Genomic DNA, 18,488 nt, shown 5'->3' with positions numbered 1-18,488 from the left:
ACCACCACCGACGACAGCGGCCATCGCAACGCCGGCAAGCACTAGTCCTCGGTTTGCGCGCCGGTTCGCAGGCGTTGACGGCAATTTACGTTCGGCTACGACGTCAGCGGCCCCTGTCCCTGTCGAGGAAAATCGGGAGCGCAACGACCTGCCCGCCGCCCGGAGAAGCTTCCGCGTCTCCACGGCCTGTGGACTCTTCCAGATCTCCGTTGCCTTACCGACCGGGTCCGACGACCATTCGGTCTTCGTATCGGCGCTCTTCTCGAACGCCGGTGGCTGAACCGGCACTGTGGATCCGGAAGCTCGGAGCCCGACGTCGTTGCGCAGATTGACTCGTCCGGCAGGATCGATATCGACCAACTGGATTCGGTGAGCGTTCGCATAGTCGATGGCCGTCGGACCATAGCCGTTGATGGCGTAATAGATCCGCGTGCCGGACCGGCTCGAACTTGGATCGCCGTAGAACTTCACCAGCTCCGACCGGCTGACGGGAGCGGCGCGGAGAGTCACCTTCGCGACGACTCCGGGCGCCCGGATAAGCATGCGACCCGGCCCCGAGCCGGGGGTGAGGACGAAGCCGAGCGACTTCAGATGTCGTTCCGCGATGGCCTTGACTTCTGAAGGTGTGATGCTCTCGGCCGTGATGCGCCGCCGTCCTACTTCAAGATCGAAACTGCGAGAAGCGCATTCGCGCTGATTGTTCTGTCGGTCGGAACGCGAGGATCATTACACCCACGCCGAAGCGCCGCGTCGATATGATCGAACATTGTTTGTTCGCATTGCAGGGCAATACAATTCATGCCTGAGACGACAATTCGCCGTCCCCCGGGCCGTGAGCGAAGGTCACGACCCGGTCACCTTCCGAGCACTCGGAGAGCAACGTGAATATCATTCCGGCAAACATCGCTCTGAAGCCAATCGACAGCGGTAGCTTTGTTACACCACAATTCCCCAACGCCTCTGTACACATCATCTGAAACACCCCTGCTGGAATCTTCCCCGGAGGCCCGACGTGCGTGGATTCGGTATCGATCTCGGAACAGCCAACACCGTCGTCGGAATCCCCGACGAAGGCATTGTCCTGAACGAGCCGTCGCTGATGATGGTCCGGGCGAAGGAACGACGCCGAGCGCTCGCGATCGGGCGGGACGCGAGCAACCTCCTCGACCGCACGCCGCCCGGGATCGAGCCGGTCCGTCCGATATGCGACGGGGTGATCGTCGACCTGGAGACTGCACGGACATTCGTCACGGCCGTCCTCGCCCAGGTCGCCCCGCGCCACCGCTACGGCATTCGTCCGACGGCCGTCATCGCGGCTCCTGTGAGCGCCACGCCACTCGAGCGTCAGGCACTGCTCGAGGTCGGACATGAGGCCGGTCTCCGGAAGGTCGGGTTGATACCCGGACCGGTTGCGGGTGCCCTCGGCTGCGGGATCGACCCGCTCGAACCGCGAGCGCACCTGGTCGTCGACATCGGCGGTGGCACTTCGGAAGTCACCGCCCTCTGCTACGGCGGCATCCTCTCCCACCGCAGTTGTCGGATCGCCGGAGATGATCTGACCAGCGCGATACTCCGGTACCTGCGCGCGGAACACAAGATCGTCGTCGGCGAACTCACCGCCGAGCGCGCCAAGCTGGGCGCGCCCGACACCGCCGACGAACGGTCGCTGGTCGTGGAGGGCCGCGACGCCGCGACCGGACGAGCGCGTCTCGTCACGTTGGAGACCGAAGAGGTCATGGACGCCATCCGGCCCACCACGACGAGCATCGTGCAGACGCTGTCGACCTGCCTGGACGACCTGCCACCGCGCGCAATCAGCGACGTCATGTCCGAAGGCATTCTGGCGATCGGCGGAGGGTCGATGTTGCGCGGCGTGCCGCAACTGCTCGAAGAGGCTTTCGGCCTGCCGGTGAAGACGGCCGAGCGACCACTCACCTGCGTTGCCGAAGGCGCAACCGCGTGCATGGCGCAGCGAGAGGTGATTGCCGCGTACGCCGCCTGACCACTCAGGGGTTCGGTGTACGGATCTGCGCGAGGTAATGCTCGAGCAGCCCCTTGACGACCGGCCCGGCCGTCGCCGACCCGAATCCGCCACCCCGCACCAGCGCCGTCACCACGACCTCCGGTGCGTCGGCAGGTACCACCGCCGAGAACCAGGCATTGAGGCCTTTTCCGGGCGCCGACGGATCCTCCGCCGTGCCGGTCTTGGCGGCGGCCGGCACCGGCAGGCTCGCGAGTTGGCCGGCAGTACCGGCCGACGCCGACGCCCGCATCCCCGCTCGCACAGGTTCGAGTTCGTCCGCGAAGGACAACCGACGCGGTTCAGCGGTGGGGATAGGCACAGTGCCCGCGGGTCCGTATGCTGCCGCGAGCTGCGGGGTCACCGTCGCGCCCGAGGCGATGCCCGACGTCCAGCGCGCCACCTGCAGCGGGGTGGCAGTGACGGTCCCCTGACCGATTCCCATCAACAGCGTCGAGCCCGGATACCAGGTTCCGCCGATAGTCCCGACGTTCTCGGGTGTGCCGAGGAAACCCTCGGATTCGCTGGGCAGATCGATTCCCGAGCGTGAGCCCACCCCGAGTTCGGTGGCGGTGGTCGCGATGCGCTCGGGTCCGAGGAGGTCGGCGAGCTGGTAGAAGTACACGTTGTCCGACCACTGGATCGCCCCGATCAGGCTGTTCGGTCCCATCGGTTGCCAGTTCGCGAACGTGTGCCCTCCGTAGGTATAGGCTGCCCCGCCGGCGAGGGCTGCGTCCGGCGACAGCACCTGGAACGCCGCGTTCGCCGAGGCGGTCACGATCTTGAAGGTCGAGCCGGGAGGTACGGCCGTCTGGACGGCGTGATTGAGCATGCGGCCCGGTCCGTCACCGTCCGTCTGTGCCGCGAGCGCGACCGGATCGACCGGTGGCCCGTAGACGTTGTTGTCGTAGCCGGGCACGCTGGCCAGTGCCAGCACGGCCCCCGTGCGGGCGTCCATCACGACTGCTGCGCCGAGGTCTCCTCCGCTGCCGCGCACGGCCTGGGTGAGCGCATCGGTCGCGGCTTGTTGCATGCCGAGATCGAGGTGAAGCCGCAGGTCGTGGCCCCGGATCGGATCCACCCGCTCCCCGGTGCCGACGGGACGCCCGGATGGATCGACGTACATGCACTGCCGGCCGTCGACGCCGCGCAATAGCGCGTCGTACTGCCTCTCCAGCCCGGCCTTCCCCACCCGTGATCCGAGGGCGAGATTCGGCCAGACCTGCATGTCCTGCGAATCCGCGATCCCGACGTACCCGAGGACCGACGCCAGCACCTCCCCGTGCGGGTAGTGTCTGCGGCCCGTCGGGTAGACGAGCACCCAAGGCAGTTGGGCGTCCACGATGGCCCGGGCCTGCTCGGGTCCGACCCGTCCGAGCGTGACCTGCAGCTCTCCGTCGCTGCCCCGGAGCTCCTCCCCCAGCTGTGCCGGGGTGATACCGAGCAGAGCCGCGAGCTCGTCACGCACCGCCGGGTCTCCCTCTTCGAACATCCGCGCGACCACCGCGACGGTGTACTCGTCGGCATTGGCCGCGACCGGAACACCGGCCCGATCGACGATGTGGCCGCGCTCGGCGGGCAGACGGATGCAGCGCAGCATCTGCGTGTCGCTCGTCGCCCGCAGTTCCGTGCCGTGGTCGGTCTGCAACTGCCACGCGAACACCGACATCGCAACCAGCGACGCCGTCAACGTCACCGCGCCCGCCGGCACGGCACGCGGCAGCCGCCTCCGGTGGGGCTCGGTCACCCACAGGGGTCGCGTCACACCGTCACGGCGTACCGCGAGCACGAGTCCGATGGACACGAACCCGATGATCGAGGCGGTGCCGCCGTAGCTGAACACCGGAATCGGCATGCCGGTGTGCGGCAGCAGCGACAGGCTTTGGGCAACTGAGACCGCCGTATGCAGACCGAACACCCCGCCGACACCGGCCGCGACGAGTGCCCCCTCCCGGGTCCGTGCGAGCCGGGCGGCGATCACAGAACGCCACACGATGATCACTACGGCGACCACGACGGCCATGCCGGCAACGAGGCCCCACCCGTACACCAGGCTCGCGAAGGCCAGGTCGTGTTCCGATTCGGGCAGGTACTGGGCTCGCAGGTCGTAGTCCGGTTCCCGTCCGAGCCCCCACCATCCCGCGCTGCCGATCGCGATGTCCGCCTGCCACGCCGCCCACCCCGACCCCTGCGGGTCGGCGTCGTTCGACAGGAACACGTGGATCCGCTCGAGCTGATACGGACGCAGGAACACCACAGCCAGCGGCAGGGAGACAAGCCCGAGCGCGAACAGTGGGCCCAGCGTCCGCAGCGGCACCCGCGCCAGAATCAGCATGAGCAGCACGGTGGCCACGAGCACCACGGCGGTCGACAGGTCGGGCTGCACCGCAACCAACACGATCGGCACCGACGACACAGCCAGGACCTGGACTAACCTGCCGAACGTGTACCCGACCGCCAGGATCGAAGCGGGCACCAGAACGAGCGCGAGCTTGGCGATCTCGGAGGGCTGGAGGGTGAACACGCCGAGGTTCAGCCAACGCTGAGCGCCCTTCGTCGCGATCCCGATCAACGGCACCGCCACGAGCAGCACCACCGCAGCGGCGAACGACACCCACCCGAAACGACTCAGGGCAGCGATCCGCGTGCGCGAGGCCACCCACATCGCGCCGAGCCCCACGGCGGCGAGTACCGCGTGACGCACGGCGAGCGACGACATGCCCGTCGAGATCATGTTGAGCATGCCGAGGACGACCAGCGCGACGGCCGCCGTGACGAGCCACGGATCGGAGGGTCGCCTACCCGCCGTCACTGGGGCTCCCGGGCGAGCAGGTTGCGTTCTCGCTGGGAACGTACATCGGTTCGGACGCGGTCGCGGCGGGGACGGTGGTGACCGCGGCGACGGCAAGCGCCGACCCCTGCGGCAGGTCGACGCTGCCGATGCCGTATGCCTCCCGCGCGCCCGGTGGCACCGGAATCGTGACCTCCCCGCCGGGCAGCGTCGCGCCCGTACATCGGTCGTAGACGGTCGGATTCCAGGTCACCGCGCCGACGCTCGTTGCGGGGTCGAGTCCCACATCGACCCGCACGGTGCACGACCGTCCTGCCTCGCACGGGCCGTTCGCGAAGGTCGCGGCCACCTGAGTGATCGGGCCGGCGGCGGCCGGAAGAGCGGTATCGACGGGCCCGGGTCCGGTTTCCGGCTCGGCCGGCGGCGAGACCGGGCTGATCCGATCGTCCATCGACGACTCCACCGGGTCGAGGAGTGTGTGCCAGGACCGGTTCAGCTCCGACCACGCAGCAGGCGCCGCCCACACCATCCCGACGAGTATCAGGACGGCGAGCAACGCGAATATCCCCCGGCGCCTCGACAGCCGCCTCCTCTTGCGATGCCATACCTTCCTCGCGAACGGGTGCCGACGGTTCCGGCCGGTCGCCGGGATCGGCACATCCGTCCGTTCGGCCGCAGCGTCCCCCGTCTGAGCGCGCCCCTTCACAGCCGTGACGAGTGCGGCGAGCTGTGACCGTTTCCTTCCGATCTCGACGTCGTCGAATTCGGTTGCGGCAGCGTAACGAACCCGCCTCGCCAAACCGACGAGATCCGACGATTCCGCGAGCGCTATCTCCACACGGTCTGCAAGTGCCTCACTGCGGCAGTTCGTCACGATCCGGTGAAGCAGACGCGCCGCCACATCGCGCACCTCGTCCCAGGACCCGGCATCGCCGGTGGACCGGATCACGAGCTGTCCGGCGTCGGACACCATCACGTCGCCGTCTCGGAATCGGATCGGGGGACAGCCCCGGCCATTCGCGAGTTCGAGTTGATCGACCACATCGGTGACGAGCAATGCGGCCTGCGCGGGGGTCAATGTCGCAATTGCAAGCAGCCTTCCGAGCGCCACACCACCCGTGTCGCCGTCGATACATACGGGCGGTCCGGATCGAGCCTCGTTGTTCTTGTAGTCCGTCGTATGAACTCCCAAGACTGCTTCGATCATCACGCATCCCGCAAATGCCGACGTTCCCGCAAACCAGACCGGAGCGGGAGAGTATTTGACCTTGAACTACCTTTCCCCCTTGATGTTTCGTTTACAGAATCTATTGTGTGCTATTTGCCCACGAGTTGACTCGGGTTTCAGCGAAACCCTGCTGGGCTGCGGCCATTGAGAATGTCCACCGGAATCAGCCACCAGCTCGCCGCACCGTACGGGTTGGCCTCCAAGTCCAGTCGCCGAGTCGCGTGGGCCACCAGCGGGAGAAGTAATCAACTCTCACGATTCGAAGGCAGAATTTCGTACCCATCGAACCTTCGCGCGTGGCGCAGCGTCGAGGCCAAGCGACGCCTGGCAGAACACCATCGTCTCGAGTCAGGCCCGAGACGCTACTCGTCGAGAGCCCGCAAGTATCGACGGAGCACCACACGGCTGGATCCGTAGGAACCTGCAGCCAGTCGATATCGGACCAACACGGCAGCCCGTGATGATGATCGTGATGATCTGGCTCGGCTCGAGCGGCCCCGTCGTCTTGCTGACCATCGCGACGGCGATGGGCCCGCACATCATCCCCGCGACGGCGCCGCCAGTTCTCGCGGGTGCCTTTCCGCGGCGAGCCGAAGTGGTGGCCGCGTTTTCCCTGGCAATCGATCTCGGTCTGGGTCAGCCGATGGACCACATCCTGCGGTCGGCGCTGATCGCGACACGCATCGTGGACAGGATGGGCCTGAACGACGAGCAGCGTGCCGTCGTCTACTACTCGAACCTGGTCGTCTGGATCGGGTACCACACGGATTCGCACGAGCTGGCCGATCTGTTCGGCGACGACATCGTCTTCCGCGCCGACACCTACTCCGTTGACATGACAGAACTCATCCGGTTGCACTGCGGGTCCGCAGGTATCCTTGCCGACCTCCTCGGCCTGGACCCCCGGGTCGGCGAGATGCTGGCGTTCACGTTCGAGCGATGGGACTGCGTAGGGTTGCCGACGGGTGCGCGCGATAACGAGATTCCCGTGGAGATGCGACCCGTGCACCTGGCCGACGTCGCCGACGTGCACCTGCGCTCCGGCGGACTCGAACACACCGTGGCGGTGGCGCGCACGCGCAGCGGCACCCAGTTGTGCCCGATGGTGGTGCAGACATTCGACGACAACTGCACGGAGATCACCGACGGCGTTCTCGACGAGGACGCGTGGTCGGCCGCTCTCGCACAAACGCCGGATCGCGACCGCACCCTGAGCCCCGACCAACCTCGACGACCTGCTGCGGGCTATGGCCGATTTCGTCGACTTCAAATACCCTTTCCTGCTGGGTCATTCACGCAACGTCGCGAACCTGGCCGCCGAGGCCGGCAAACAGCGCTGACTCGCCTCCGCCGAGGACGCGGCGGGTCGGATGCGTCGCGACGCGGAGGACGGCATGTTCCATACGGAGACCAAGGCGCCCGCCTCAGCACGAGGTCGGGCGCCCTTCTTCACGAAATCGAAGTCAGTCGGCCGAAATCGAACCAGCCGAACCGGAATCGGATGATCCTACCCTCAGAAAATCAGAAAGCGCCCCAGCCAGGCAGTCCAACGTGAAGGGGTTGGCCGAACAAGGGGCGATCGGCCACGGTCCTTCGAGCGGCGCGGCAATTGCGGTCGCCGGGCCGGCGAATCCGATCGCTGTGGTTGCAGCGGCCACCACTAACAACTTGCGAATCACGTACGTGTCCTCCTCGTCTCGATGAACCGTTCGAGTCCCGTATCGACGCTGATACACAGAGTGTTACAGATCTACAGACTCCACCACCGGCAAGTACGTCAACCCCGAAGATCACCGTCGGATTCCGGTCGATCTCCGCGAGCAGCTGCTCGATGAACCTGGACGGTTGCGCCCCGCCGTAGAGACGGAAGTCGCGATCGCGCCAGTACAACCGTGGAACGATTTGACGAGAACCGTGGACTTACAGGGAACCCCCCGGCTGAAGGGTCGGAAGACCATGCACAGTGACGGCGCCGAGACTCCCCAGACGGCCGATCGGGTGCAGCGGCAGTGCGACGACCACGGGTGGTTGCCTGACGACGAGCACGGACGAGCTGCGAGGTGCGGCTCCCGCGTACCCGGCACGGCGTAGCCGTTCGAAAGACCCCCACAACCTCAAGCAGATCCAGGCGATCGTCCGCGACGTCCAGGATGCTCCAACACCATCGACACATCCCTGATGAACGCTCACCTCGCCGACGACGCGATCGTCATGAATGCACGAGGTGCTGCCCGCTCCGGACGTGCAGCAATCCAGAAGATGCCGGAGACGCGCTCGCCGCCGGCTACCTGGACGAGTCGACGGCCCATTACGAACTGAGCGACGTCGCTGGCTCATCTGGAGGCGGCAGAACACCATCGTCTCGGGTAATCCCTGAGTCGCTGTCACAGCAGAGCCCCGTAGTCGCTCTGTTATCGTCTCGGCAAGACATATCGGGGGATTCTGTCGGGGGGACAGTAGTGACGTTGCATGTAGAGCCGCGCACGCATCGCGCGTTCGCCGCGATCCTGACGACCATGGGCCTGCTCGGGTGAGCCCGAATGTCACGTCCGTCACCGCATGGAACCCCCACGCATTGCGGGCGACCGCCGTCGAACTCGACGACCTCGTCGACAGACTCGATGACCGCATGAAAGGACTGCTCAACGATCAAGACGCCCTTGCGGAGCGATGGAAAGGCGACGCCGCAAACGCCGCCGCTCTCCGCGTCGTCCAGGAACGCTCGCTCGGAAGCGCCATCGCCGGCGCACTCCTGCAGATTGCCGACGCCTATCGCACAACCGCAGGGGTCGTCGAAGGCGCACAAATGCACGTTCTCACACTGGTCCGGGCTGCTGAGCATCAATCGTTCACTGTGCACGACAACGGAATCGTCGACGCCGCGGACCAGATCTCACTTCTGCGTGCTCTACTACCGCCCGGCGCAACCTACGACACCGCGTCCCTCCAACTCGAACGCCAGGCTGCCGAACTGAGCGTCGCGCTCGTCGACTCTCTCCAGCAGGCGGCGGCAGCTGCCGACGACGCGACAGCCCGTACCCACGCTGCGATCGTCGCGCTAGAGGACGCCGCCGAAGCGGCGACGCCAGGAAAGGTCATCAAATCCGCGAACGGAAAATTCTCCTGGGTTCCGGACGTGCCCGCCACGGTTGCCGCGTCCACGATCGGGCTCATGTCCGACGCAACCAAGGAAGGCTTGAAAAGCGCAGCTCTGTCGACGGGTGACGATCTCGGACGCGGTATCGCCAGAGGACTCGGCCCGTACGCTGCGATCCTCGGGACCGTACCGGCCATCAACAACGATATCGAGGGTGGAATGGACCCCACCAAGGCAGTGGTCACGGAAAGCGCCGGTGCTGCCGTAGGTTTCGCGGCGGGAACCTACGCGGGGACCAAGCTGGGCGGGCTCATCGGCACTGCCGTTGCCCCCGGTGTCGGAACGGCGGCGGGGCTACTCATAGGTGCTGCCGTTGGCGGCTTTTTCACATGGGGCGTTTCCAAAGGATCTCAAGCTGCTTGGAACTAACGCCCTCACACCCCGACGCCTCAGCACCCACCAGGAATCGAACTTGTACAAATCGAACCGCAAGATGGCCGCCGAACACGCCGCAGATGCCAGTTCTCCGTCCAGTTTTCAACCTTGGCCGCAAGCCCTCCGCCCCAGCCAGCTCGCCGCATCGGTGGCAGTAGCGCTTTCCGCTGCACTCAGCGCTGCCACTGCCTGGAACGGGGCACGCAGCGGTGAATCGCTCACTGCCCTCGGATTCACCGGAGTAAGCCTGGCTGCACTGCTCATCAGCATTGGCCTCTTGCGGGAATCCGGCTTCCGACATATTGCGCTACCCCGACGAATCTCGCGCCACACCAATGGTGAACACGGGCCAGGTGTGACGGTGCCCACGAGCAGATCGTTGATTCCGGTGATGACCGCAATCCTCCTGGGTATCACCGCCTACGGCCTCACTATTTCGATCGGGTGGGTGGCCGGCGTCAGCGAAAGCCTCGTGCCATTCGGGCGTGCCACACAAGAAGTCGCGATCATCTCCGCAACTGGCGCCGCCGTGACCGGCGCCGGCGCCTTACTATTGGCTTCGGTCCGATTCACTACGGTCCTGCACATCTACCCGAATGGCATCAGGCGGTACGCGCGGCGAAGAATTGTGTTTTCAATCCGTGAATCCGATCTGTTCCTCCGCTGGGACGAAATCGCGCAAATCTCACCGGGAGACTTAGGCGTACGCGTCGGATCCGCGCCTCACCCGGTTATCGCTCTAACCACCACATCACTTGTACCTCAAGCTTTCAGGACTCACCATGACACCGATTACTCGGTCGCGATCATGGCTCACACGTTGGTCTCGGAGCCGAACACACTCTTCGCCTTGTTGAAACGTCTTCACGAAAACCCGCACGACCGAAAGCTCATCAGCGAACCGAGTGCAACCGAACTCCTGAGACCTACTCCCCTGCGCGAACGCTTCCGCTCGGCACGCGCCCAGAAGGCGAAAGCGTAGGTCAGTCTCATTGACGTCGCCGCCCCTGCAGTTCCCGCTACATTCTCAGCTATCCACACCGGCTACTGCACGCGCGTATGAATGGGAACGTAGCGGGAACACCTGACCGTCCGAGCCCGGGGCGTGGGCTGTGTGGTTTGTAACATCCGTCCACTTTGGTCGATAAGTTCCCAAAGGTGCGGCCAGTTCCTGGAGCTACGGCCGCGAGCGCTCGAGCGAGATAGGGATCAGTAGGAATGACAACGGACGCGGCATCCGAGCAACCGGTGTGGAACGGCAGAGACTGGTACGTCAGCTTCGGGGAAGCGAACGGATCGCGAAGTTGGGATGATGCCCGACGTTACGGCTTCGTCTCCGCCGGTGGTCGGAAATGGTACTCCGACAGCCTGCAGAAGGTTCCCGTCGGAGGTCAAGTCTTCGCCTACATCCCCAAGGTCGGCTACGTCGGCATCGGCACGGTGACTGCGCCTGCTACGCCCGCGGACCATGCCCGCCTGGTTATCGACGGACATTCCGTGGCGTTTCGCAGCCTCGATCTCGTCGGCCCGTACGGACGCGAAGTATCCGATCCGGATCCGGACGAGGACTACCGAGAGTGGATTCTGCCGGTCACGTGGACAAGCACCGTTGATCGTCCCCAGGCGCTGCGCATCCCGGGGTTGTTCGCCAACCAGAACTCTGCATGCAAACTGCGCGACCAATTCACGATCGACGGAGTCTCCGGATTCTTTGCTTGAGTCTTGTCTCCCCACCTACGAAAGGTCCGAACGCGGGTGAGCAGCAGTGAGGTCCACTCCTGGGCGGACAGTCATCGATTTCGGGCCCCGGTAGAGTTCGCTGAGGTCCGTCGGACTTCACTGCCTGCACACGGACCCAGGCAGAGCGGTTGGTACCTGCTGCATTTCACGGATGACTCCTTCTACATCGGCGAGTCTGTGGATCTTCGCGCTCGGATGGGCGGACATGCCGTGAGGTGGGGCACCGAGATCAGCTCGGTTCGACTGCTACCGAAGGCCGCGTCCAAGCAGAAACTCCAGGGGTTCGAGCGGAAGCTGATCAGGGAGCTGGGACAGCACTCCGCCTACGTGCGCAACGTGACTCACGCGAACATCACTGTAGGACGCGACGCGCTGGAGGAGCTGCTGAGCAGCGAAAACCAGCAGAAATGGATCGTCGATCCTCACCGCTTCAACTCACTGGACAACACTCCTCTCAAGTACCTCGCCGAGCAAGAGGTGCGCTATTCGACCGCTGCTCGTCGGTACCGTGAGCATCCATCCGAGCCACAGATCACCTCGCTGCTCCGGCACTTCTTGGATCGTTGCGTACCCGCTCCGCGCGCGACCGAGTTCCAGTACTGGTCGGTGAGCGCCGGCACCTACCGGCACAGCCAGTTCCCTCGCCATTTCTGCGTCAGCGTCGGGCGAATGGAAGTGTTCGTCGTGCACGGTGCAAAGTCCTCACCGGACGCTGTCCGCGGGTTCATCAATGTGCGACGCCGGCAGCTCCTCCCCGACCGCCGAGCACAGCGACGTTTCACACGTCGCCATCCGCGAGTACGTCTGTGCACGCGTGAGTACGTCGACGCCGGCGACGATCTCATCAGCTTGGTTGCAACCGATCTACCGTCTCTCGAGCAGTTGTTGGCCTATGTAGAGGTAACCACCGCTGCAGCACAGCTTGTCCTCGACGTGATGCGAAAGCACTTCTGCATCTACACGCGTAATCACTGCCCCCAACTCGTCCAGATGGCGTACCCCGAACTGCGCAGGCCAGATCCTGACGGACAGTCGGTCGTCGAAGGCCTTAGCGACATCGCCTGAACTTCAGGGCACACCGACGGCACGCAAGGTGCACACCGCTCCTGAATGATCACTCAGCCGTCCGGCCTCGTCGCTACCTAGCCATGTGCGCACCGCAACGCACTCCAGGTCCGACGCGACGTGGTCGATCAACGGGCCGTGCTCGATCTCGCCGGCGGTGTGGATCGTCCAGCGCGACATCACATCGTTGAGTCGTTCGACTACGCTCGCCGACAGTTGAGGATCGCCGCGTGAGGCCGCGTCCAATAATCGTGGAGATGCTTGGCATACACGTCCGACTCAGGCGAGCGCACCTGACCGTACCCAACCCACTGAGACAAAGAAAATCCTCCGGCATGCATTGCTGCATCAATACTTTCGCGGCTCCATACATATGCCGTGACAGTATCTTCCTCATCCGGATCTGCCGGATCGAAAAGGTCCAACTGCACTTGTCCACCGTCGATATCCGCGCCGAGCGGCGTAAGACGGAAACCGTAGCGCTCGTAGTACGACGGATCCCGCACATAGTCCGGATGTATCGGAAGCGTGACCAGGCGTCCACCGGAACGCAGTGGGCGGGCCATTTCCGCACACATCCTCAACAGTTCGTCTCGTGTCGTCGCGTAAGGCAGCACATACACCGCTAGGACGATATCGAACTGCCCATCCAGGTCGGATGACAGATCCGACGTGAAGGTAATTCCGCGACCGGACTTCGCTTCCCACGCTCGGGCATATTCGAGCATGCCGTCCGATACGTCGTATCCGATCACTTGCTCTGCCCCTTGCTCCTTCATCCAGCGGGAGTACATCCCATTACCGCAACCGAAATCAAGCACCTTCCGACCGGACAGATCACCAAGTATGCCAAGCACATTGGGTACTTCCAGAAACTGACGAAATGGCCATTCAGCCATACCCTCATACAGATTCCCAAGTTCGTCGAACTGACTTCCCATCGGTGCACCTTTCGTCGCCTCGAGACCACTACACACCACTCATCGTCACAATATCCACACTCGTTCAAGACCCGCAGACGTTACACAAACCACCGAAACCTCACAGCCTCGATGCAATCGAATAGAAGCCATCATGAAACGCAACGAGACAGGAAGGCGGTCTCAAGACCAGGGTTCCGTCAAAGTCATCCAGCATGTGAATGAGCTCGAGTTTCGCAGCGGGACACGCCGACGAACATCGATGTGGGTGCGGGCATGGCACGCCCGTGAATATGGAAGTTCTGACGCTCACACCTGCAAGGAACGCCATGCCCGCCCCAACATTGTGCACCACCGTCGTCTGCGGCGACCCGATCCTCGGTGGACTCGCTGATTTTCCCACTGCCTGGTCTGCGCGGTGATGGCCTTCAATCTCACCCTCGCCGCCGCTACCCTCACCCGCGACCTGAAGCTGGTCAAGGCGACTACCGGCACCGTCCGGCGGACCATGGTGTCGGTTCCCGCCCGGATCGCGTCGTCGGCTCGCCGGTTGACAATGCACCTACCGCAGCGATGACCGTGGGAAGAGGCGTGGAACACCCTGTTCGACACCGTGTTCGGACAGAACAAGCCGGTCATCGGCTAACAGCGGCTCACCTGACCGCTCACCACACGAAAGATGCAGTGGAACAACCCGACACGAGTGGTCCGACGATCATCCATGTCCACACCTGGTTCCAAGCGGCGCAATGGAAGTCACGACGAAAGCATCAGCCAATCGGTGCATTGAGGCTTAGCGCTACTGGGTGCCCAACGGATCCAGCTGGCCGCGGTAGGAACGTCTGCGGTGCTCGCGATGGACTGCGCCTACCGACTCAGCACACTCGGGCTCCACGCCATCTACGTCGCCGACGTCCACGCACAACACATCCAGGCGCGGATGCTCGACGAGAACGATCTACTGTTCGCGATCAGCCACACGGGCTCGACGTTCGAGACGCTGGCCGCGGCACGCGCCGCCAAGGCTGCGGGCGCCACCGTGGCGGCACTGACAAGCTTCACCCGCTCTCCCCTGACAGAGCTGTGCGATCACACGATCATCGCGGGAAGCGCCGAAACCCGGATCCGCGTCGAGGCCGTCACCAGCAGATTGGTGCATCTCGCGGTCCTCGACGCGCTCCACGTCCTACTCAAGCGACAAGTTCCCGACGCTGCGAAGTATCTGCAGGCCACTGCCGACGTTCTCGCCGAACACCGCTTCTGACGCATCCCCCCTCAATGCAAGGTTGAACGAACATGTATGGAACAGTCCGCGCTCCCGACCGAACAGGTCTTGCCGGCATCGTCGTCTCCAACGGCCACGACACCGTGAGAACCGACGACGACGGCGCGTACACACTTCCCGACCGGGGACGATTCGTCTTCGTCTCGCGGACCGAGAACTTCTCGGCGAATCGCTGGTGGGCCGCTGTGGCGCCGGGTCCGATCGATTTCGATCTCGTCGAACAGCCCCAGACCCTCCCCTTCGAGTTCGTCCACCTGACCGATACGCACCTGAGTGTGCCCGGCGGAATGGTCACGGACATCGAACGCAACAAGCACGCCATGTACCCGGAGGGCGGCCGTGCCGAACAGTTCACGTCGTTGCTGAGCGCACTTCCCACGACCGCCCCCGACGCACAGGCGATCTTCCTCACCGGCGACCTCGTCGACAACGGCATCGCCGACGAGTACGAAGCCCTCGTCGGCGCGCTCGCCACGAGCCCGGTGCCGATTCACGCGATCCCTGGCAATCACGATCACATGAACGGCAACAGCACCTCCGTCGTGTCGCCGAACAACTACCTCACGAATTCTGCGGATTCGACTGCCTACGAGCACTTCATGGGTCCCCGCTGGTACAGCTTCGACGTGCCCGGTCTGCATGTCGTCGCGATGGATTGGCACACACACGAGCTGGGTCTGGACAACGAGGTGCAGGAGGAGTGGCTCCGCAACGACCTCGCCCTCGTCTCACCGGAAGTGCCGTGGGCATTGCTGTTCCACGACCAGCCGAACGAGTCGCTGCTGGCGAACGTTCCGCGTCTACCCATCGCGACGTTCTCCGGACACTGGCACACCTCGCGTGTGGTGAAGGTCGACGGAACCCTGCATGTCAACACCGCACCGACATTCTTCGCCGGTCTCGACTACAGCCCGCCGTCGCTGCGGAAGGTGACGTGGGACGGTGAGGGTTTCACCCTCGACACCGCCGCCCTCCACTCGTCCGACAACCTCGCGCTCGCACCGGTGCTGAGCAAATCCACCATCGCGCCTGTGTCGCACGACGAGGATTCCGCGGGTGCGCGGTGGCGGACCTTCCTCGCGGGCGCCGGTCATCGGCAGGGTGTGTCGATCAGCGGCGACCGCGTCTTCGTCGGATCCCAGTTCGAGGACGCACCCGGCGGCGCGGTGGAAGCACTCGACCTCGACACGGGCCGAGTCCTGTGGACTGCGCGCACCGCGTCGTCGGTGAAGGTCGCGCCTGCCGTGGTCGGCGACGTCGTCGTGGCCGTCGAGGTCACCGGCGACGTGTCCGGATACGACCGGGCCGACGGGACGTTGTTGTGGACGTGCCCGTCACCGGATCCGCTGCGCCGCTTTGCTTGGGGTGCGCCGTCGGCGGCTGCAGGCAGTGTCGTCGTCGGCGACCAGGCCGACTTGCGACGCATCGACACCACCGACGGGCGGGTGCTCTGGCGTCGCACCGATCTGGCCCCGCACCACAACCTGGTGAGCCACACGGCTCCGCTGATCGTCGGCGATCTGGTGATCGCGGGATTCTGGCCCAGTCCCGACCATCCCATCGGATTGAATCTCGACACCGGCGCGAACGCGTGGACGAAGGCCGCTGTGGACTCGTCCGCGGATTTCCGCGAGACCAAACGTCTGCTGGTCATGGGCGCCGCCGCATACGACGAGCAGACCCACTCGGTGGTGTTCCCCTGCTACTCGACGACCGTCGCCGTCGATGCGTCGACCGGGGTACTGAAGTGGACCGCCGAGCACACAGGCAACTACAGCGCCACCTCACCGGTGGTCACCGATCGAGGAATCCTCGTAACTGTCGTCGGCTCCGGCATCACGATGCTCGACAGAAACGACGGGAGCCGGCTCTGGGACGTGCGGGTCGAGCCGGAAGCCCCGTTCCCGATGCAGCCGTATTCGAAGCAGAGCGGCGCCGTCGTCGCGCCCCCGCTGGTGCTCGACGATCGTGTGGTCCTGCCGTGCGTCGACGGTGTGATCCGGACGTACTCGCTCGACGGTGAGCTCGTCACTGCGGTGTCCGTCGGTGTGCCGGTGGCAGCGCCGCTGGTGAACTCAGGAGATGTCGTCGTGGGAGTCGGGGTGGACGGCGGGGTCTTCGCGCTGGACAGGGCGGCGCTGCTGTGACCGCCACCCTTCCCTCCCGCGCCGACGAGAAGCAGTCGCCCTCGAGCGCGCCCGACTCGCAGTTCCGCCCGTCAACGTGGCGGCGGTGGGCTCCCGTGGTCATGGTGTCGCCGATGGCGATCCTGGCGTCGCTGTTCATCTTCCTCCCCGCGGTTCTCACGTTCATCGGGAGCTGGTTCTCCATTCCGCTGGCCGGCGGTGAATGGGGCTTCGTCGGATTCGCCAACTACCAGAAGATCTTCGGCGATTCTCGGGTATGGCAGGCGATCACCAATACCGTCCTGTACTCGCTGGGCACGATCATCCCGAGCCTGGCGATCGGCTTGTTGCTTGCGCTGCTCGCCGATTCCCTCACTCGCGGAAGAGCACTGGTTCGCACGCTGCTTTTCCTGCCCATGACCGCAAACCTGGTCGCCATGGCTGTGGTCTTCACGTTCATGCTCGACTTCCGTAGCGGCGTCGCGAATTCCCTGCTGGGCATGATCGGCATCGCACCGATCAACTGGCTCGGCAGCACCGATTACTCGCTGCTCACCGTCGCACTCGTCGGAATCTGGCGGACCGCGTCGTTCACCATGATGATCTTCTTTGCCGGCCTGTCGACCATCCCGGACACCATGCACGAGGCCGCGCGCATGGAAGGCATCAACGGGTGGACCCGGTTGATGAAGATCACGCTGCCCGTCATGAAGCCGTCCGTGGTGTTCGCCGTGGTCATGGCCGTCCTCCAATCCGTGCAGGCATTCGACACGGTTCGGGTGATGACGGACGGCGGACCACAGCATTCGTCCGAACTGATCCTGACCATGGCATGGCGGATGGGCTTCCAGTACTTCGATTTGGGCGCGGCGTCGGCGTTGTCCTTCTTGATGGTCGTGGCGCTGCTCGCAGTCGGCATCTGGCAGCGACGCATGCTCTCCGGAAAGGCCGACCGATGAACACTGCTCGAAAGACCGGCAGGTGGGTACTCCTCACCGTCGCACTCCTGATCTCGCTGTTCCCCTTCTATTGGATGCTTCGCACCTCGGTTGCAGACCACGACCAGGTATTCGGCACCGGATTCTCCCTGCTGCCGGACGGCATCACCTTCGACGGCTACGCCCGCGCGTGGAACGATGCGTCGCTGGGCAACGCCATGGTGGTGGGGTTGCTCGTCACCTTCGGAATCCTGGCCCTCCAGCTGTTGACCTGCATCCCTGCCGCGTACGTGCTGACAGTCCACCGCGCGCGGTGGACCGGCAAAGTGTTCGGGTTCGTCATGCTCTGCCTGCTCATACCGGCGCAGGTCACGATGATCCCGTTGTTCATCGGCCTCAACCAGGTCGGGCTCGGCGACACCTTGGCCGCGCTGATCCTGCCGTTCGCCACATCGGTGCTCGGTACCTTCATGATCCGCAACCAGATGATATCCATCCCCGCGGCGCTGTTCGAGGCATGCGAGATGGATGGACTGGGGCCGATCCGCACGATGATCAGCATCGTCACGCCCATCGCGATGCCCGGTATCGCCGCCTTCAGCGTGTACTCGATCTTCGTTCACTGGAACGACTACATGTGGCCCCTTCTCGTGGCACGCAGCCCCGAGATCCAGACTCCCCCACTGGCATTGTCCATCTTCCAGGACGCCAGCACCGGATTCGACTATCCCGCACTTGCCGCCGGTGCCGCGATCGTCACTGTGCCGATCGTCGTCATCTTCCTCGTCGCCCAGAAGCATTTCGTGCGGGGCATGAGCGGTACCGAAATCACCGGATAACAAC

Annotated in this window: 13 protein-coding genes and 2 pseudogenes; 11 read left to right on the top strand and 4 right to left on the bottom strand. The window is 64.3% G+C overall.

Annotated elements, in window-relative coordinates; genetic code table 11:
* Positions 1–1,012 precede the first annotated feature (1,012 nt).
* Positions 1,013–2,002: a rod shape-determining protein MreB gene (gene mreB, locus ACSYG9_RS18720; RefSeq protein ID WP_454839492.1), complete on the top strand. Its 990-nt coding sequence runs from the start codon at positions 1,013–1,015 to the stop codon at positions 2,000–2,002.
* A 4-nt stretch (positions 2,003–2,006) separates the two neighbouring features.
* Here mreB and ACSYG9_RS18715 read toward each other — a convergent pair whose 3' ends face one another.
* Both ACSYG9_RS18715 and ACSYG9_RS18710 read right to left on the bottom strand, forming a co-directional pair.
* Positions 2,007–4,832, bottom strand: a complete 2,826-nt coding sequence (locus ACSYG9_RS18715; RefSeq protein WP_454839490.1) for an FtsW/RodA/SpoVE family cell cycle protein — start codon at positions 4,830–4,832, stop codon at positions 2,007–2,009.
* Positions 4,819–6,018: a hypothetical protein gene (locus ACSYG9_RS18710; protein ID WP_454839489.1), complete on the bottom strand. Its 1,200-nt coding sequence runs from the start codon at positions 6,016–6,018 to the stop codon at positions 4,819–4,821. The genes ACSYG9_RS18715 and ACSYG9_RS18710 overlap by 14 nt, the downstream gene beginning before the upstream one ends.
* Before the next feature lie 547 nt (positions 6,019–6,565).
* On the opposite strand from ACSYG9_RS18710, the pseudogene ACSYG9_RS18705 reads away from it, so the two are divergent.
* The 5 genes and pseudogenes from ACSYG9_RS18705 to ACSYG9_RS18685 all read left to right on the top strand — a co-directional run.
* Positions 6,566–7,370 (top strand): annotated as a pseudogene (locus ACSYG9_RS18705) (HD domain-containing phosphohydrolase); the annotation flags it as partial.
* 1,199 nt (positions 7,371–8,569) lie between these two features.
* The gene (locus ACSYG9_RS18700) at positions 8,570–9,565 is read left to right on the top strand and encodes a hypothetical protein (protein ID WP_454839488.1); all 996 of its coding nucleotides are present in this window, start codon (positions 8,570–8,572) and stop codon (positions 9,563–9,565) included.
* Positions 9,566–9,608: 43 nt separating this feature from the next.
* A complete protein-coding gene (locus ACSYG9_RS18695) occupies positions 9,609–10,553 on the top strand; it encodes a hypothetical protein (RefSeq protein ID WP_454839486.1) in 945 nt (314 codons plus the stop codon).
* 236 nt (positions 10,554–10,789) lie between these two features.
* Entirely contained in the window at positions 10,790–11,290 is a 501-nt protein-coding gene (locus tag ACSYG9_RS18690) for a hypothetical protein (protein ID WP_454839485.1), read from the top strand.
* A 231-nt stretch (positions 11,291–11,521) separates the two neighbouring features.
* Complete coding sequence (locus ACSYG9_RS18685; protein ID WP_454839484.1) at positions 11,522–12,376, top strand: hypothetical protein; 855 nt, start codon at positions 11,522–11,524, stop codon at positions 12,374–12,376.
* A gap of 3 nt (positions 12,377–12,379) precedes the next feature.
* Here the strand turns inward: ACSYG9_RS18685 and ACSYG9_RS18680 are convergent, their stop codons facing one another.
* Together ACSYG9_RS18680 and ACSYG9_RS18675 are read right to left on the bottom strand one after the other, a co-directional pair.
* Complete coding sequence (locus ACSYG9_RS18680; protein ID WP_454839482.1) at positions 12,380–12,556, bottom strand: hypothetical protein; 177 nt, start codon at positions 12,554–12,556, stop codon at positions 12,380–12,382.
* A 20-nt stretch (positions 12,557–12,576) separates the two neighbouring features.
* The gene (locus ACSYG9_RS18675; RefSeq protein ID WP_454839481.1) at positions 12,577–13,317 is read right to left on the bottom strand and encodes a class I SAM-dependent methyltransferase; all 741 of its coding nucleotides are present in this window, start codon (positions 13,315–13,317) and stop codon (positions 12,577–12,579) included.
* Positions 13,318–13,702: 385 nt separating this feature from the next.
* Between ACSYG9_RS18675 and ACSYG9_RS18670 the strand changes: the two are divergent.
* The 5 genes and pseudogenes from ACSYG9_RS18670 to ACSYG9_RS18650 form a co-directional block, all read left to right on the top strand.
* A pseudogene (locus ACSYG9_RS18670) lies at positions 13,703–13,942 on the top strand (IS1380 family transposase); the annotation flags it as partial.
* Positions 13,943–14,152: 210 nt separating this feature from the next.
* Positions 14,153–14,560, top strand: a complete 408-nt coding sequence (locus ACSYG9_RS18665) for an SIS domain-containing protein (protein WP_454842998.1) — start codon at positions 14,153–14,155, stop codon at positions 14,558–14,560.
* A gap of 32 nt (positions 14,561–14,592) precedes the next feature.
* Positions 14,593–16,728, top strand: a complete 2,136-nt coding sequence (locus ACSYG9_RS18660; RefSeq protein WP_454839480.1) for an outer membrane protein assembly factor BamB family protein — start codon at positions 14,593–14,595, stop codon at positions 16,726–16,728.
* Positions 16,725–17,666: a carbohydrate ABC transporter permease gene (locus ACSYG9_RS18655; RefSeq protein WP_454839478.1), complete on the top strand. Its 942-nt coding sequence runs from the start codon at positions 16,725–16,727 to the stop codon at positions 17,664–17,666. The genes ACSYG9_RS18660 and ACSYG9_RS18655 overlap by 4 nt, the downstream gene beginning before the upstream one ends.
* Positions 17,663–18,484, top strand: a complete 822-nt coding sequence (locus ACSYG9_RS18650; RefSeq protein ID WP_454839477.1) for a carbohydrate ABC transporter permease — start codon at positions 17,663–17,665, stop codon at positions 18,482–18,484. Before ACSYG9_RS18655 ends, ACSYG9_RS18650 begins: the two co-directional genes overlap by 4 nt.
* The last annotated feature ends 4 nt before the right edge of the window (positions 18,485–18,488 follow it).

The sequence above is a fragment of the Rhodococcus sp. SJ-2 genome (genome assembly GCF_053750035.1).
This window is presented reverse-complemented; position numbering and strand designations above follow the sequence as displayed.

Coding starts and splice junctions, on each gene's coding strand:
- ACSYG9_RS18710 (WP_454839489.1), bottom strand. CDS start 6,018: ATGATCGAAGCAGTCTTGGGAGTTCATACGACGGACTACAAGAACAAC.
- ACSYG9_RS18690 (WP_454839485.1), top strand. CDS start 10,790: ATGACAACGGACGCGGCATCCGAGCAACCGGTGTGGAACGGCAGAGAC.
- ACSYG9_RS18680 (WP_454839482.1), bottom strand. CDS start 12,556: ATGTCGCGCTGGACGATCCACACCGCCGGCGAGATCGAGCACGGCCCG.
- ACSYG9_RS18675 (WP_454839481.1), bottom strand. CDS start 13,317: ATGGGAAGTCAGTTCGACGAACTTGGGAATCTGTATGAGGGTATGGCT.
- ACSYG9_RS18665 (WP_454842998.1), top strand. CDS start 14,153: ATGGACTGCGCCTACCGACTCAGCACACTCGGGCTCCACGCCATCTAC.
- ACSYG9_RS18660 (WP_454839480.1), top strand. CDS start 14,593: ATGTATGGAACAGTCCGCGCTCCCGACCGAACAGGTCTTGCCGGCATC.
- ACSYG9_RS18650 (WP_454839477.1), top strand. CDS start 17,663: ATGAACACTGCTCGAAAGACCGGCAGGTGGGTACTCCTCACCGTCGCA.